The organism is Vibrio sp. T9, from assembly GCF_003123985.1.
Lineage (GTDB): Bacteria > Pseudomonadota > Gammaproteobacteria > Enterobacterales > Vibrionaceae > Vibrio > Vibrio diabolicus.
Genome location: NZ_NIGY01000008.1, coordinates 267,873 through 285,079, shown reverse-complemented (window position 1 = coordinate 285,079; position 17,207 = coordinate 267,873). Strand labels below are relative to the sequence as shown.

The following is a 17,207-nucleotide window of genomic DNA, read 5'->3' as shown; positions in this document are numbered from 1 at the left end:
AAGCTGGCAAATAGCCAGGAGTCCCTATGCAGTGGTCGGTTTTACCCTAAACAGAATCGCAAACATCACTGGCACTACAATCAGTGTCAGTACTGTAGCAAAACCAAGACCTGCCATAATCGTTATTGCCATCGATCCAAAGAAGGCATCGAAGACGAGTGGAATCATCCCCAAGATGGTCGTCAGAGCAGCCATACTTACCGGACGAACACGACTGATCGCACTATCGACAATCGCGAGGTAAGGCTCTTTCCCTGATTCCAACTCAAGGTTAATTTGATCAAGCAACACAATACCGTTTTTCAAAATCATCCCACTTAGGCTCAGCAAACCAAGGAATGCTGTAAAGCTGAACGGCATATTCGTGGTGAGCAAACCAAAGGCAACACCAATGATCGCCAACGGCACGGTGAACCAAATGACCAACGGCTTTTTAATTGAGTTAAACAGCAAAATAGTAATGATGAACATCAACAAGTAACCCATCGGCAACGAACCAAACAGACCTTCTTGCGCATCTTTCGATGATTCATACTCACCACCCCATGTGATTTCGTAACCTTCTGGAATATGCAGTGCCATCACTTTAGGCTGCACACGCGCAAACAAGCTTGCCGCCGTGTCGTCGCTCAACACATCGTGGTCAGCGAGCACAGTTAACGTGCGCTTGCGGTCACGACGCTGAATTAGCGGCTCGCTCCAATCCAATTTAACGCCATCAATCACTTGGTCGACCGGAATATACGTTTGCAGTGATGGGCTCCAAATGGTCACGTTTTGTAGTGATTCAAAGTCCACGCGTTCTTCTTCAGGAAGGCGCGTCATAATTGGCAAAGTGTGTGTACCATCACGTAAGTAACCCAACGTGCTACCACCAAACGCCATTTGCAGTGTGCTTGAAAGATCTTCTTTCGAAATGCCCAAGCGACGAGCTTTAGACTCATTGAAAACAGGCACAAGCTCCTTAGTACGCTCTCGCCAATCGTGACGAATGTTTCGGGCACCAGGGTCGGTATGAAGGATGTCTTCAACTTGCACCGCTAAATCACGTAAAACTTGTGGATCGGGACCAGTAATACGCGCTTCGATCTTAGACGCTGGTGAAGGGCCAAATTCCATCAATTTAAATTGAAATGTCGGTGCATCAAACGTCTTCGCAAGGTTAGCATCTAACTTGTGCAACAAACCGAACATGCTCTCACGATCAGTGGCGCGAACTTGGAACTGGGCGTACGCTTCGTAACTTTTCTCTGGCTGATACGTAAGAGCAAAACGCTGCAAACCCTGCCCAATTGAAGCAGAAACAAAGTCAATATCGTCTTGCTGACGAATGTAGCTTTCCACTTCTTCGGCTTTTTTGATCGTTTCGCGGATATCCGTACCTTCTGGCATCCACATATCAACGTAAAACATCGGCGTGTTCGATGGTGGGAAGAACTGCTGTTTTACATTACCAAATGCCACGACAGCACCCACTAATAGCGCGACCATGCCAGCAACCGTTAGCCAACGGAATCGCAGTGCGAATTTTAGCGATGCGCCAAATACAACAAACAGCCAACCTTTATAGGGATCTTCTTCGTTGGTATCTTGGCCCTTGTCCTCTTCTTTCAACAATAGATCTGCGAGGAATGGCGTCAGCGTAATAGCGGTAATCCAGCTCAAAAATAGTGAGAAACACAGCACCCAGAATAGAGAGCCCATGAACTCACCCGTTGCATCTTGCGACAAACCGATAGGTGCAAAAGCCGTAATCGCAATGATGGTTGCGCCAAGCAAAGGCCACTGTGTTTGCTTTACAATATCGACGGCCGCTTGAACTTTAGTGCGCCCTTTTTTTAGGCCAACCAAGATGCCTTCCACGACCACAATCGCGTTATCAACCAGCATACCCAGAGCAATAATTAACGCGCCAAGAGAAATACGGTGCAGCTCGATATTGTTGTAATTCATCAATATGAAGGTACCGAACACCGTCAATAACAGCACGACGCCAATGATGACACCACTGCGTAAGCCCATCGTAAACAGCAGAACGATGATAACGATCGCCACTGCCTCTGCTAGGCTAATTACGAACGCTTTAACGGACTCATCCACTTCATTGGCTTGGTTGTAAAAGTAGTTCATATCGATGCCAGCAGGCTTGATAGACTCAAGGCTCGCAAGCTCCGCATCCAAACGTTCGCCAACCTCAACCACGTTCACACCTGACGCAAACGAGATACCGATATTAATCGCTTTTTGACCGTTAAAGAGTACGACGTTGCTTGGCTTCTCTTGGATACCACGAGAAATCGTTGCTACGTCTTTTAGACGAATTAGGTTCCCTGTGTCACGACCATGAATGATCAAGTTTTCTAGCGCTTCTACGGTGTTTAAGGTACCACTTGGACGAATGACAAGGCTCTCGCCATTGACCATCACTTCCCCTGCTGAAACCACATTATTTTGTTGGTTCAACAAGCTCGCAACCACATTCATGTCTAAGTTCAGCGCGGCAAGGCGATCAAGTGAGATCTCAACGAATAGCATTTCTTGCTGATCGCCCGTGATATCCACCTTTCCTACGCCATCAACCAGCTCGATTTCACGAGTCAGGTAATCAGCATAGCGTTTTAGCTCGACATAATCGTAATCGTCACCAGTGAGCATCAGCATCACGCCATAAACGTCACCGAAATCATCAATGATCTGCAAAGATTGTACGCCCTGAGGCAAAGTTGGTCGCAAGTCATTAATTTTACGGCGCATTTCATCCCAAATTTGCGGCAGTTCATCAGGACCATAGTCCATTTCCATACTGACCGTGATTTGAGACATACCATCAGAAGACGTAGAGGTAATTTTGTCTATATAAGGCAGTTTTCGAATCTCTTTTTCTAAAGGATACGTCAGCTCTTCTTCAACCTCTTTCGACGTCGCGCCAGGGTATGTTGAAATGATCATGGCATCTTTAATCGTAAATGCCGGGTCTTCTAGTCGCCCAAGCTCCAAAAACGACGTTAGACCACCAACAGCAAGGATAATAATAAACAACCAGCTGATGACTTTATTTTTTATTGAGTACTCAGCAATGTTCATTATTGTTTATTCTCCACAACATCCACATGTTTACCTTCACGTAATTTACGTAGGTTTGAATTAATCAGAACGTCGCCTTGCTTAACTCCTGACGACACAATGGCTCCGTTGCCATTCACTTGGGAAATCATCACAGGCACCCGGGTGACAACGTCACCCTCTTTTTTCCATACAAAGAACTCATTCTCTTCGCTGCCCGCTTGAAGCGCCGTCACTGGAATACTGTAACCATCGATGGAGGTAATCCCCGCTTTCACCATATCAACCAGAACACTGACACTGGTTCCCGGCAATATCTCTGGTTTTGGCTGTGGCATCGTCAAATACATTTCGTAAGTTTGAGTTTCGGAGTTAGGCTCACTTGTGTGCTCTAAATAGTCCAAAGCAAATGTGTCATTAATGCCGGAGAAGGTTGCTCTGGGCTTGTAACTCATGTTGTCTGAATTTGGGTCCACCATAGCGAGAACATTGTCGGAAAGCTCAATACGCACGTACACCAAATCGTTTTGATATAGGTTCAACACTGGCTCTCCAACTGCCACACGTTCAAAACGCTCTTTGAAAACGTCAGACACTTTACCGGCGAACGGGGCAAATAAACGGGTGTAGTTCAATTGATTGGTGGCGTTATAGAAATTAGCCTCTGCCAACTCTTTATTAGCCGTTAGCTCATCAAGCTCGGCCTTTGAGATCATCTGACGTGCGTGTAGGTCTTCGCCGCGTTTGAGCTGACGAATCGCCAGTGTATATTGCGCTTCTGCGTCATTTACGGCTTGCTTTTCTTTACTGTCATCCAGCTTTGCGATCATTTGGCCTTGCTTAACAACGTCGCCCGCTTTCACCAACACGTGTTGAATTTCTCCCGCGCGGCGGAATGCCATAGGTGTTTGCTCTGCTGGTACAACTATTCCTTTAAAAGCTCGATATTGGCTTTGTACCGGCGCATCCACAGAGATAGTCGACACAAAAAGCGGCTGCTCGACGACAGCTTGGTTTTCATTTTTGCAACCCGTTAAAACTGCAAGCGCAATTGCAGAGATCGTAAATAGAGATCGTTTCATTAAATGCCTCCCTCACGAACCCAAGCTTTCACGACTTGTCCTTCGACCAGTCGCTCAACGCCAGCAACAACAACGTAATCATTGTTATCAAGCCCTGCTTTCACACCTCCAGAGGCATCAAGAGACACAGTGACTTTATTAACTTGCTGTGTGTTTCTGTCCATTACCCACACTTCGCCTTGCGTCTCTTTTTTGTTTACCCAAGCGGATTGAGGCAACGTCATCGCGTCCGATAGATGTTGTTTAGCTATGTGCACCTGCCCTGTCATACCTGTTAGCAAATTGCGATCTTCTGGTCGAGTGATGGTTACGATCGCCTCATAACTGTTGGTATCGATATTTGGCTGAGTCGAAATTTCTTTAAATTTTCCAGGGATACGTTTTCCTGGCTCGCTATCCATCGTCACCCACATATCGGAGTTTTGCAGTGACTCAAGTGATACGGATTCCGCATAACTGACTGGCAGTGTGAACGACACATCTAAGGTCGTGTTATCGATAAGATTCAGGATCTCTTGCTTCTCTGCGACCACTTGAAACGGGTTAACGTAGGTGTATGACACGATGCCATCAAAAGGTGCGTGAATCTTGGTATAACTCAAATCTGTTTTGGCTTGTTCGTAGTTTGCCAATGCCGCTTTATATTGAGTTTCTTTCTGGTCGTACTCATCTGTACTAATCAGCTTTTTTCCATAAAGGTTTTTCGCGCGCTCCCATTGCGTTTTTGCTAACGCGAATTGTGCTTGAGAGGCGTCTAACGCAAGCTGAAGATCTTTAGGGTCTAACGTTGCAAGCACTTCACCTTTTTTTACCTCTTGGCCCATGCGAACAAGTAATTCATCGACCTCACCACCAACCTGAAAAGAAAGCTGTGCGCGATGTGTCGCATCAATACGCGCTAAAAAGGCATGCGAGTCTTCAACTTCTAGATCTTTCACCGCCAGTAATTTTACAGGTTTGATTAAAGGTTCAGACGGCTCGGAAATGGCTTTGTTACACCCAGTTAGCATGCCAGAGAGACTTAATGTCACCACAGCACCAACTAAAGTGCGCTTTAAATATTGTTTTCGCACCCGCTTTCTCCGTAGGTTTTATTTATTACACAGCCGTGCAGTATATGCAGAATTTGAAATCGATCAAGATATTTTCCAGGTGGAAAGCAAATTAATTAGTCAAAGCGTCCGGTTTCTGGTAAAAGTAAGCGCGTTGATTAATATTCGGGAAAATTCGAACTATGAATGAAAGAAAGCAGGGGCGTAGAAGTGCTGAAGCCGCAGAACAAACTAAGTGTCTGATCCTTAAGGTGGCAGCAGATATGTTTTGTGAACTTGGTTACGAGCGTGTCTCACTGCGCAATATCAGTGAAAAGGCTGGTGTTTCACATAGTTTGATCCGTCACCACTTCGGCAGCAAAGAGAAGATTTGGCAAGCGGTTAGCGACGCGATGGATGAATTCATGCAGTGCTATATGGCTGAATTAATCAATGAGATGCCTGAGAACACACCTTCGAATAGAAAAATTTATCTGTTCATGGTTCGCATGCTGGCATTTGCGCTCGTTAATCCTCACCCAGTACAGATGATCGCTGATGCTATTCGCCAAGGCGATGATGGTGCCCTGCTGCAGTATTTCTTAAAGTCAAAAGATGAGTTTGCTGCGATATTTACCGGAATTTTTGAGCAGTACAACAGTGAAAACCCTAACGCCCAATTTGATCAGTGGGAATCAAAGTGGCAGATGTTGATTTTTGCACATGGTGCAATCAGTCTTACTCCGATGATGCAAGAGACATGGCCTGACATCGCTGATAATCGCGAAAAAATGCTGATCAAACATTGGGAATTGTTCAATACGATCATGGCGTCTCAGTTTGGGATTGCAAAAGAAGACATGATTCATCCGGAAAAACTTGAAGATATCGTTATCGACATGTGTTGTACAATCGACAAAGCGGTCGGATAAGGCTGCAGAAACTACGATAACTTCCAAGCGTATAAATAAAACCGATATACATAAAAATGCCGAGCTAGAAAGCTCGGCATTTTTGCTTGTTTCTTGCCTCGCGAATACGCGAAGAATGACAATAATGAGTAACCTAACCGCGGTAGTAACGTTGCGGTACAAACGGCATTTTCTCAACCGTCATTGGTAGCATTTTACCGCGTACTTCAGCGAACAATTCGGTACCAATCGCAGCAAGATCAGCACGCACATAACCCATTGAGACAGGCTTACCTGCATTTGGACCCGCAGTGCCGCTGGTGACAACGCCAATTTTAACGCCATCAGCATCAAACAATTCCGCGCCTTCACGTACTGGTGCTTTAGTTTGGCCAACTAAACCGACACGCTTGCGCGCCACATCTTTGGTCTCGATCTGCTTAAGAATAATATCCGCACCTGGGAAACCACCTTCACGTTCACCGCCGATACGACGAACCTTTTGGATGCCCCATAACAAGCTCGCTTCTACAGGCGTAGTTGTTGTATCTAAGTCATGACCGTATAGGCAAAGACCACACTCAAGACGAAGTGAATCACGAGCACCAAGGCCAATCCATTCAACTTCCTCTTCCGCGGTCAGTTTACGTGCTAGTTCTTCTGCCTTGTCAGCAGGAACCGAGATCTCGTAACCATCTTCGCCAGTGTAGCCACTACGAGAAACAATGCATTCGGCGCCTAAAATATCGACTTTACGAATATCCATGAACAGCATGTCAGAAACTTCTGGGGCAAAACGCGCCAATACAGCTGCCGCTTTAGGGCCTTGGATCGCAAGCAGAGCACGGTCTTCAATAATTTCTAACTCAACACCAGATGGCAAATGCGATTGTAGGTGTGCAATGTCTTGTTCTTTGCATGCCGCGTTCACAACCACAAAAAGATGATCGCCTAGGTTCGCTACCATCATGTCATCCATGATGCCGCCCTCTTCATTAGTGAAGAACGCATAACGCTGTTTACCAGACTCAAGATCCACAATATCTACTGGCACTAATGTTTCTAGGAACGCAGCTGCACCGTCACCAATTAGGCGAAGTTGTCCCATATGAGAAACATCAAACAGACCTGCCGCATCACGAGTGTGTAAGTGTTCCTTTTTTACGCCTAGAGGATACTGAACAGGCATATCGTAACCCGCGAACGGGACCATTTTGGCACCAACTTCAACGTGAAGTGCGTGTAGTGGTGTTTTCAGTAGTTCTTGAGTCATTTTCGTCTCCATTTAGATAGACCCGAGAATGCTATCGGCATTCGATGTGTTTCCAATAATAAACACGGCTCATTCTATTTTGCACGAACAAGACGTAGATCGACTTGCAAAAGTGTGACTCTTAACATTTTAATCACAACAAATCGTACAAAAAAAGCGCTTTAATGAGTGTGTTCTCATCAAAAAAGCGCCTTTTCATCATAACGACCACCAACAGCAATCGTTTGCTTTCACTATAGGAAATTTACAACTATTTATAACTATTTGGCTGTCACCCACAAAATGTGCGCATCTTCCTCGCTAACACTGGTCAACATATGTCCCATGTTCGCATCGTAATAGACGCTGTCGCCCTCGCTTAGAACAACAGGTTCGTAGAACTCAGAATAGAACATGACCTCACCAGATAAGATAAGCAGAAATTCTTCGCCATCATGACGAACCCAGTCTTTATATTCATCAAAACTGCGAGCACGAATTTGGCTCTTAAACGGCATCATTTTCTTATTGGAAAGTTGAGTAGCGAGCAGTTCATGTTCATAGGTTTGCGTTGGGTGTGGTTTGCCTTCATTCTTCTTGGTAACATCCCTACGCCCTGTCGCAACCTTTTTTCTAGGTGGCTCAAAGAGTTGCGGCATATCAATTTGTAAGCCAAGCGCCAATTTTTGCATTGCTTGAAATGTCGGAGAAATCTGCTCATTTTCTATTTTACTCAGTGTAGAACGAGCAAGCCCTGTTCGCTGACTGGCTTCTTCTAGTGTAATACCAAGTTTTGAGCGGATATCCTTGATACGCTGACCCAGCTTTAACGGCTCGATATTTTGATCATTTTGCTCTTTCGCTAACGTCATCGATGGGTATTCATCGTAAATACTTTCTGCCATAAATCCCTCTATAGATATCCTTATTTTTGTCCTACTAGCATTGTGCATGAAGCACATAGTGGATAAAAGTCCACCAAGTGAATTAAACCGTGCTCTTGTTAACAATTTTTGAAATCTTGTTTCCTATAGGAAATTTTTGGTTGATTGTTCCCGCCGCAGGCGCTATGTTACCAACTTGTTAGATGTAGAGATGCATATTTCCGTAAGAGATTGGTAAAGGAAACACGCAATCCGACGGAGTTTTTGCCCACATTTAGGGCCGGATGTTCACTCTGTTCTGCTATGCAGTTCAGCTGTTTTGAGGACAAATGAACCACAACCGCAAATCATAATTCATCTATTGCGGGTTCATTTTAAGATTTGGAAGGTCAACTACCATGAATAAGAGTTACCCTAACCACAGCTTGGAAAACTTTTTCTCTACCAACCTCTCTGCGACAGATGATGCTGTCTTTGCTGGAATTCAGGCGGAATCCGCTCGCCAAAACGAACAAATCGAACTTATCGCTTCTGAGAACATTGTTTCTAAAGCGGTAATGCAAGCTCAAGGCACATGCCTAACAAACAAATACGCTGAAGGTTATCCAGGTCGTCGTTACTACGGTGGTTGTGAGCACGTAGATACAGTGGAAGCCATTGCTATCGAACGCGCGAAAAAACTTTTTAATTGCGAATACGCAAACGTTCAACCTCACTCAGGCGCTCAAGCAAATGGCGCGGTGAAACTGGCTCTTCTTCAACCAGGCGACACCATTCTTGGCATGTCTTTGGACGCTGGAGGCCACCTAACACACGGTGCACGCCCTGCACTTTCTGGTAAATGGTTTAACGCAGTTCAATACGGCGTTGATCGCGAAACACTAGAAATCAACTACGACGACGTTCGTGCACTTGCAGTAGAGCACAAACCAAAGATGATCATCGCGGGTGGCAGTGCTATTCCACGCGTTATCGATTTTGCTAAGTTCCGTGAAATCGCTGACGAAGTTGGCGCAATTCTTATGGTCGATATGGCGCACATTGCTGGCCTTATCGCAACAGGTGCACACCCTAGCCCATTGCCACATGCGCATGTTGTGACCACCACAACACACAAAACATTGCGTGGCCCTCGCGGCGGTATGATCCTGACTAACCACGAAGACATCATTAAGAAAATCAACTCCGCCGTATTCCCTGGCCTACAAGGCGGCCCACTGATGCACGTTATCGCAGCAAAAGCGGTTGCATTTGGAGAAGCACTTGGCCCTGAATTTAAAACTTATATTGATTCGGTGATCAATAACGCAAAAGTCCTAGCGGAAGTATTGCAAACTCGCGGTTGCGACATCGTAACTGGTGGCACAGACACGCACCTAATGCTGGTTGACCTTCGCCCTAAAGGCTTGAAAGGCAACAAAGCAGAAGAAGCTCTAGAACGTGCTGGGATCACATGTAACAAAAATGGCATCCCATTCGATACAGAGAAGCCTATGATTACATCGGGCATCCGTTTAGGAACGCCTGCGGGTACAAGCCGCGGCTTTGGCGCTGAAGAATTCAAACTCATCGGTAATTGGATTGGTGACGTACTGGATGGTTTGGTGAACAACCCAGAAGGTGACGCAGACGTTGAAAAACGCGTTCGCAAAGAAGTAAAAGATCTTTGCAGTCGCTTCCCTCTTTACCAATAAACGATTTTTTAAAAATCACAATAATTCCTGACAAGTTATTTGGAGATTAAGCAATGGACAAAACACTGAAGTTTACAGATAGCCACGAGTGGGTACGTGACAACGGTGACGGCACAGTAACACTTGGTATTTCTGAGCATGCGCAAGAAATGTTGGGTGACGTAGTATTCGTTGACCTACCAGACGTAGAAGACGAAGTAGAAGCAGGTGAAAGCTTCTCTTTGGTTGAGTCTGTAAAAGCAGCGTCAGATATCTACTCTCCTGTTACCGGTGAAATCGTAGAAATCAACGAAGAACTAGAAGACAGCCCAGAGCTAATCAACGAAGAACCGTACGAAGGTGGTTGGATTGTGAAAGTGAAGCTTTCAAACCCATCTGAGTTGGATGACTTAAAAGACGCGGAAGAATACCTAAACTCTATCGAAGAAGAGTAATTAGGATGTGACGAAAGCTGTTCCCTAGCCTGTTTAGAGAGCAGCTTTTTTTCTAGGTTCGGACGTATAATTAAATGTGTCACTAACGACCATTTCCGTTACCCGAGCCAAGGAGTAGGTAAAGGACAATGACTGAATTACTTCAAAGCCTCAGCACACAAAACGAGTTCGTTGCTCGCCACAATGGACCAAACAAATCTGACCAACAGAAAATGTTGGATGCCATCAACGCAGTTAGCCTAGATTCGCTTATCGACGAAACCGTACCAGCACAAATTCGCCTAGAGCAACCAATGAGCTTGGCAGAAGCAAAAAGCGAAGCAGACATGTTGGCAGCAATGCGTAAGTTCGCCGATCAGAACCAAGTTAAACGTACATTCATTGGTCAGGGTTACTACAACACCTTCACGCCGAACGTGATTCTACGCAACGTGATGGAAAACCCGGGCTGGTACACTGCTTACACTCCTTACCAACCAGAGATCTCACAAGGTCGTTTAGAAGCGCTTCTAAACTACCAACAAATGGTGATGGATCTTACTGGTATGGAAATCGCGAACGCGTCACTGCTCGATGAAGCAACGGCAGCAGCAGAAGCGATGACACTTTGTAAGCGTGCGGGTAAAAGCAAGAGCAACGTATTCTTCGTGGCTGACGACGTTCACCCACAAACCATCGAAGTGGTAAAAACTCGTGCGAAATTCATCGGCTTTGAAGTCTTGGTTGGTTCTTTAGAATCACTACCAGAGCAAGACGTGTTCGGCGCTTTAGTTCAATACCCAAGCACAACAGGTGAAGTTCGTGACCTAACGGACATCATCGCAAAAGCGCAAGCAAACAAAACGCTTGTCACTGTTGCGACGGACCTGCTTGCTTCTACCCTATTGAAACCTGCTGGTGAAATGGGCGCAGACGTAGCAATTGGCTCTGCACAACGTTTCGGCGTTCCTATGGGTTACGGCGGTCCACACGCGGCATTCATGGCAACGCGTGACAAACACAAGCGTACCATGCCAGGTCGTGTGATCGGTGTTTCTATCGATACGAACGGCAACCAAGCACTGCGTATGGCAATGCAAACCCGTGAGCAGCATATCCGCCGCGAAAAAGCGACATCGAACATCTGTACCGCTCAAGCATTGTTAGCGAACATGGCGTCTTTCTACGCGGTTTACCACGGCGCAGAAGGTCTACGCACTATTGCTCGCCGTACACACCATATGACTGCGATTATCGCCGCTGGCCTAACCAAAGGCGGCTTTGAACTTGCTCATAACAGCTTCTTCGATACCATCACCATCAACACAGGTTCAAAAACAGAAGAGCTTTACGCAAAAGCACTTTCAGCAGACATCAACCTACGTCTACTACCTGGCAAGCTAGGTATTAGCTGTGACGAAACAACCACGGTCGCTGATGTAGAAGCACTATTTGCAGTCTTTGGTGTAAAAGAAGACGTAGCAGCACTATCGACGGAAATCGCAGGCAACGAGTTTGCGGCAATTCCAGAAGCGCTACGCCGCACAACAGAATACCTGACTCACCCTGTATTCAATACGCATCACAGCGAAACGCAAATGATGCGTTACCTGAAACAGTTAGAGAACAAAGACTTCTCGCTAACGCACGGCATGATCCCACTAGGCAGCTGTACGATGAAGCTGAATGCCGCGGCAGAGATGATTCCAATCACTTGGCCAGAGTTTGGTTCTATCCACCCATTCGCGCCAGCAGAACAAGCGGCGGGCTATGCAGCACTAGCGAAAGATCTAAAAGAGAAGCTTTGTGAGATCACAGGCTACGACGCATTCTCACTTCAGCCAAACTCTGGTGCATCTGGTGAGTATGCAGGTCTTATCGCGATTCAACGCTACCACGAAAGCCGTGGCGAAGGTCACCGCAACGTATGTTTAATCCCAAGCTCTGCGCACGGTACTAACCCTGCAACGGCGTCTATGGTGTCAATGAAAGTTGTGGTTGTTAAGTGTGATGAAGAAGGCAACATCGACATCGATGACCTAGCAGCGAAAATCGAGAAGCACAAAGACAACCTATCAAGCATTATGATCACTTACCCTTCTACGCACGGCGTTTACGAAGAGAAAGTGAAAGAAGTGTGTGAAATGGTTCATGCCGCTGGCGGTCAGGTTTACCTAGACGGCGCTAATATGAACGCACAGGTTGGTCTAACATCACCAGGCTTCATCGGTTCAGACGTTTCTCACCTAAACCTACACAAAACCTTCTGTATCCCACATGGTGGTGGCGGTCCGGGTATGGGTCCTATCGGAGTGAAATCTCACCTAGCGCCTTTCCTACCAGGCCATATTGAAGACGGCGTAGAAGGCGAAGATTTTGCAGTATCAGCAGCAGATATGGGTAGCGCTTCTATCCTACCGATCTCTTGGGCTTACATCGCAATGATGGGCGAAGCAGGCCTAACAGATGCAACAAAAGTAGCAATTCTGAACGCAAACTATGTGATGGAAACACTTCGCCAACACTACCCTGTTCTTTATCGTGGCAAAAATGGTCGTGTAGCGCACGAATGTATTATCGACATTCGTCCACTGAAAGAAGAAACAGGCATCAGCGAAGAAGACATTGCGAAGCGTCTAATGGACTACGGTTTCCACGCACCAACTATGTCGTTCCCTGTAGCGGGCACGCTAATGGTTGAGCCAACGGAATCGGAAGATCTAGAAGAGCTAGACCGCTTCTGTGATGCGATGATCGCTATCCGCGAAGAAATGGAAAAAGTGAAAAACGGTGAATGGCCACTAGAGAACAACCCTCTCGTTAATGCGCCACACACGCAAGTTGACCTTTCTGCTGAAGAGTGGGACCGTCCTTACTCTCGCGAGCTTGGCTGCTTCCCTTCTAAAGCGACCAAATCTTGGAAGTACTGGCCAACAGTAAACCGCGTAGATAACGTATACGGCGACCGTAACCTAATCTGCTCGTGCCCAAGCATCGATAACTACGAAGATTAATTTTTATAGTCTTTAAATAGACAAAGGCGAACCGTTTGGTTCGCCTTTTCTATATGGGCAGTTTTATCACAAGCCAACGTGAAACACAGTGTCGACCTATTGATCTGGAACTGGGTTTATCAACCCTCTTGTTCTCCACCTATTACCGTTGACGTAGTATTCAAAATCATATCCATTTGATAAACGTAAATCATCTGCATGGTCAGTGACGATAACCTGTGGGGAGAACCCAAATTCCTTCTCAATATTGACGCAGTATTCAGATAATTGTGTAAAGAGATTTTCGACGGCTTCTATATCTTCGTCAACTACTCTCTCATTTACGTGGTTACTTCTCAGCTTCGCTTCCGCTTCTTTTTGTTCCTCAAACGTTTCTGAATTGTCACGTTTAAAGTTGGGGAAATAGACTTGGGTAGGTTGATCTAAGAATAGTACTGAAGGAATTGAACACTTACTTCCTAGTTCTGCAAAATATTTATGTAAAGCTAAGAAAAGAGTTACATGACTATATAGCCAGTTCGCTCCGCTTCCCATTGATCTCAAGTATATTTTTTCATCTTCTTCAGTTTGGTGGTAAAGGTCAAAAGTTTCGAATGAGAACTTTAGATTGATTGGCATATAGCTATCTTCAAACTCGAACTTACTACCTATATCAGCCATATAGGTATTTACCTTGGCAGCAGCGTTCTCTAGCCCCTGTTTAACATTATATTTAAGAAGCTTTCTATTCGTATCTTTTAGCTTACCCTCAAGCTCTGTTAACATTTTGTTCAATTCAATATCGTCAGATAAATTGAGTGTATCCAATATCATAAACAGTTTTGCTTTTTCGATTAGCACTGCTTCATACAACGTCTTTCTTTTGGCTAGTTTTTCTTCCGATTTTTCAATAACAAGAATATATTGGTTTATTCTTGTTATTGAGTTACTTACACTCTCGATTTCACGTTCAACTTCCAAAAGAGTAGATTTAAATTTTGCTTTCATTGGCTTGGCTGAAGCAATGTTGCCCGATACTTTATGTATCGCCTTTTGGAGCCTTACTGCACTTTCGGACAGGTCACCTTTTTCCGTTCGACAGAAAGGACACACAGTTGTCGAAACATGAACTTTGTCTGGTGATTTAAGCTCCGTAACACTATCTAAAAATCTAGACTCTTCATTGATGTGCTTACGAATCGAGCTAGCTTTCCTTTGTAGCTTCCTCAACTCAGACGTTTGCGCTGTTAATTCAAACTTCAACTTATTGTATCGCTTCGTAGTTGCATCTGAATTATGTTCAATCTTCTCTGGTACAATAATATTGTCGAGCCGCTCTTTAGCTAATTGAGGGTTACGAAGAACTTGAGCTAATCCAACAGGAGCCTCTTCAAAGCCCATCATGGAGTATAAATGACTTAGTACAGGCTCAACCTTATCTTTGTATGTCTTTACGGCCCTATTGTTTGCATCTTGCTGTCTCTTCAAACCGTTCACTTCACCCATCAAACGTTCTTTTTCTTGAGTTAAATGAAAATAGTCTTGATCGACTAACCCTAAGAATATTTTCGTATGATCAATAACATGCTCTCTTTTCTCTTTTTCATCAAAGCGATAAAACAACGCATGCTTATTTGCTACAAGGTTTTGATGCTGTAACATAAACGAGCTAAGGCTTCTAATCGAGGGCGTAGATGCTTTACGCCGTCTATACTGCCTTGCTACCAGAGACTCATCGACATCATCTATATCTATAAACAAGTCACGTAGATACTTTTTATACTCTGCCAACGGTCTAAAGTATCTACTTTCAAAGTAACCTAACTGGATATCCTCTGACGTAAAGCTTTCTAAGGTTTTAAAGAATGCCTTGTTGGGCAAGGTAGGATCACGAGCTACAACCAGCGCCTGCTCTTCAACTTCCAGCACAACATAATAAATAACTGCACTAGCGGTTATTACACCTTTCGGAATTGTATTTTCTGAGCTACCGAAACAGTAATCGAATATCTCTATAAGAGCGCTCTTACCCGTAGAGGACTTACCAGTGACAATGTTTAAACCCGACTTGAAGTTTACTGGATGCTTCAAACCACTTTTATCAATAACACCTATTTCACGAATCAATGTTTTCATCGTGGTTTAACTCCTAAAAAGGCGTAAATTTCTGAGACAGTATGCCCTTGAAACAAACGACCTAAATTATATGCGCTTTTCTGAATAGATAACTTGCTATCATTGACTGTTTGACAATGTAGCATGAGTCTATCTTCCTCAAAGAAAATCCAATCATTAACAATGCAATATTGGAGAGATTGCTCGGTCAAGATTTGAAACTCATCAACTCTCTCTTGTAAATCATATAGTTGACTTCGTTCTTGAAAAATAGACCATATAGAACTTCTTACATTAGCTGTAACTAGCTTAGGCGCGAACAGTGGATGACTACAGATAGGTATGACCAATGGAGCTAGTAACAAGTTTTCTTCCGTCTCATTCAGAGTTGAATAAAAAGACGCTAAATACCCGCCATATTTAAAAGGATTAAACCTAACTTCATAAAGTGCGTTAACGATGCTCGTCATACCTGAATTCTCCAGTGTAGATCGCGCTCATCATCATCCATCGCGTCATGAATGAGGCCATTCTTGTACTCTATTGGGGGAATATCATTCCCAATGTGTAGCGGCGTTTCTAACATAGTCTTGTTGTACAGTACCTTAGAACCCTTGAGACTATCTGTAGCTTCTAATTGAGCACTGGAATATTGGATCTTATATCTCTTAACCAATTGATTTTGATAATTAGTAGTCTTCTCAAGGTAAAGAGGAAATTCATCGAGTTGCTCCATTAATGAGTTTTGCAATTCTAGCCAATTGCCTAATGCATCTGGTATCATCGCGTAATGCTCAATAGCAGCAATTTTCTCTACAAATAGTTTGCTTTTATGCAATTCAACCTGTTCATCTGTAGCTTCACCTCCTTCAAACTTTGGAAAAGTAAACTCTTTTTTACAATATTGAGACGTTAACTCCTCACATTTAGCTCGAAACTCATTCTCAGGGATATGCCATGAAGTGTTATCTGCTTTACCGTAAACAAAGCCAATCAAGCCCTCCAAAAAACTTTTCAAGTTGCTCGCAGGAATTCCAACGGGTTTGGAATAAATCTTTTTCTCTAAAAGAAGCAAATCATCGGCTTCGGTGAAAAGGGTAATTTTTGACAATACCTCTTTTAATCGCTCAGGAGGCTCTTCCATCACGGCTTTTTGAATTTTCGCAACACCAGATAGATTTTCAGACTTCAACTCGTCATCACCTCTCTCTGCAAAGATTGAGTTCAGAGTTTTCAGGCGTTCATCGCTCGACTGTTTGTTCCAAGACTTAAATCTACTATTGGAACCAAAAGCCTGAGTGGTGTGTAACACTAGAGAGGCGTAATCTGTATCATCAAACTCTGGAGCTAGCCAGTTATTTAGAGTCTTCCAAAAGTTTTCATGATGATCAGTAAGAGGCGATTTGTAGTTCTTAACTTCCAACTGTTCTGAGCATGAGTTATCGGAAGCAGTTAAGCTCACATCACCATCCTTCTCGAACCAAATCGATTGGCCTTCATTGAGGTCAAAACACTTATCTAGACCTATAAGCACTTGATAGTGAAATGCTAATGCTGTGGTCAACGCAGCATTCTTGGTGCTACTGTCACTCATACTATCTCCGTAGCTAGAATAAACAACATCGTAATCATTACGTATTGGTTGGATTACTATCCAGATTGCATATCCTAGCAACCCAAAAACTAATTGTCATTCTAGCAATGTGGTTATTGTGTTGCTTTTGATAACTAAATCAAAGACTAATGAATGTGTTTTTACTTATATCGAA

Annotated in this window: 12 protein-coding genes; 4 read left to right on the top strand and 8 right to left on the bottom strand. The window is 44.3% G+C overall.

All coding sequences use genetic code 11. The features are described from left to right. Positions 1-24: 24 nt before the first annotated feature. From CBX98_RS18015 to CBX98_RS18005, 3 genes are read right to left on the bottom strand one after another with little or no spacing between them, the layout of a single operon-like run. Complete coding sequence (locus tag CBX98_RS18015; protein ID WP_074190632.1) at positions 25-3,084, bottom strand: efflux RND transporter permease subunit; 3,060 nt, start codon at positions 3,082-3,084, stop codon at positions 25-27. After that, positions 3,084-4,145 carry an efflux RND transporter periplasmic adaptor subunit gene (locus tag CBX98_RS18010; RefSeq protein ID WP_109169935.1) on the bottom strand — a complete coding sequence of 354 codons (1,062 nt, stop codon included), beginning with the start codon at positions 4,143-4,145 and terminating at the stop codon, positions 3,084-3,086. The genes CBX98_RS18015 and CBX98_RS18010 overlap by 1 nt, the downstream gene beginning before the upstream one ends. Beyond that, positions 4,145-5,218 carry an efflux RND transporter periplasmic adaptor subunit gene (locus CBX98_RS18005; protein WP_006742272.1) on the bottom strand — a complete coding sequence of 358 codons (1,074 nt, stop codon included), beginning with the start codon at positions 5,216-5,218 and terminating at the stop codon, positions 4,145-4,147. Before CBX98_RS18005 ends, CBX98_RS18010 begins: the two co-directional genes overlap by 1 nt. A gap of 161 nt (positions 5,219-5,379) precedes the next feature. On the opposite strand from CBX98_RS18005, the gene vdeR reads away from it, so the two are divergent. Then, complete coding sequence (gene vdeR, locus CBX98_RS18000) at positions 5,380-6,108, top strand: efflux transporter transcriptional repressor VdeR (protein WP_006742273.1); 729 nt, start codon at positions 5,380-5,382, stop codon at positions 6,106-6,108. 133 nt (positions 6,109-6,241) lie between these two features. Here the strand turns inward: vdeR and gcvT are convergent, their stop codons facing one another. After that, the gene (gcvT, locus tag CBX98_RS17995; RefSeq protein ID WP_109169934.1) at positions 6,242-7,360 is read right to left on the bottom strand and encodes a glycine cleavage system aminomethyltransferase GcvT; all 1,119 of its coding nucleotides are present in this window, start codon (positions 7,358-7,360) and stop codon (positions 6,242-6,244) included. A 260-nt stretch (positions 7,361-7,620) separates the two neighbouring features. After that, entirely contained in the window at positions 7,621-8,244 is a 624-nt protein-coding gene (locus CBX98_RS17990; protein ID WP_005395176.1) for an XRE family transcriptional regulator, read from the bottom strand. A gap of 377 nt (positions 8,245-8,621) precedes the next feature. Between CBX98_RS17990 and CBX98_RS17985 the strand changes: the two genes are divergently transcribed. The 3 genes from CBX98_RS17985 to gcvP all read left to right on the top strand — a co-directional run bounded on the left by CBX98_RS17985 (position 8,622) and on the right by gcvP (position 13,344). Next, on the top strand, positions 8,622-9,917 hold the full coding sequence (locus CBX98_RS17985) for a serine hydroxymethyltransferase (RefSeq protein WP_109169933.1): 1,296 nt from the start codon (positions 8,622-8,624) through the stop codon (positions 9,915-9,917). A 53-nt stretch (positions 9,918-9,970) separates the two neighbouring features. After that, positions 9,971-10,351 (top strand): glycine cleavage system protein GcvH, encoded by a 381-nt coding sequence (gene gcvH / locus CBX98_RS17980; RefSeq protein WP_046876056.1) that lies wholly within the window; start codon positions 9,971-9,973, stop codon positions 10,349-10,351. A 128-nt stretch (positions 10,352-10,479) separates the two neighbouring features. Beyond that, on the top strand, positions 10,480-13,344 hold the full coding sequence (gene gcvP / locus CBX98_RS17975; RefSeq protein WP_109169932.1) for an aminomethyl-transferring glycine dehydrogenase: 2,865 nt from the start codon (positions 10,480-10,482) through the stop codon (positions 13,342-13,344). A 96-nt stretch (positions 13,345-13,440) separates the two neighbouring features. Here gcvP and CBX98_RS17970 read toward each other — a convergent pair whose 3' ends face one another. Genes CBX98_RS17970 through CBX98_RS17960 form a run of 3 tightly spaced genes read right to left on the bottom strand, consistent with a single transcriptional unit; the run spans position 13,441 to position 17,032 of the window. Continuing rightward, on the bottom strand, positions 13,441-15,459 hold the full coding sequence (locus CBX98_RS17970; protein ID WP_109169931.1) for a DUF3732 domain-containing protein: 2,019 nt from the start codon (positions 15,457-15,459) through the stop codon (positions 13,441-13,443). Next, positions 15,456-15,908, bottom strand: coding sequence for a three component ABC system middle component (locus CBX98_RS17965; protein ID WP_109169930.1), 453 nt, complete (start codon positions 15,906-15,908; stop codon positions 15,456-15,458). The genes CBX98_RS17970 and CBX98_RS17965 overlap by 4 nt, the downstream gene beginning before the upstream one ends. Continuing rightward, positions 15,905-17,032, bottom strand: a complete 1,128-nt coding sequence (locus CBX98_RS17960) for a hypothetical protein (RefSeq protein WP_109169929.1) — start codon at positions 17,030-17,032, stop codon at positions 15,905-15,907. Before CBX98_RS17960 ends, CBX98_RS17965 begins: the two co-directional genes overlap by 4 nt. Positions 17,033-17,207: the final 175 nt, after the last annotated feature.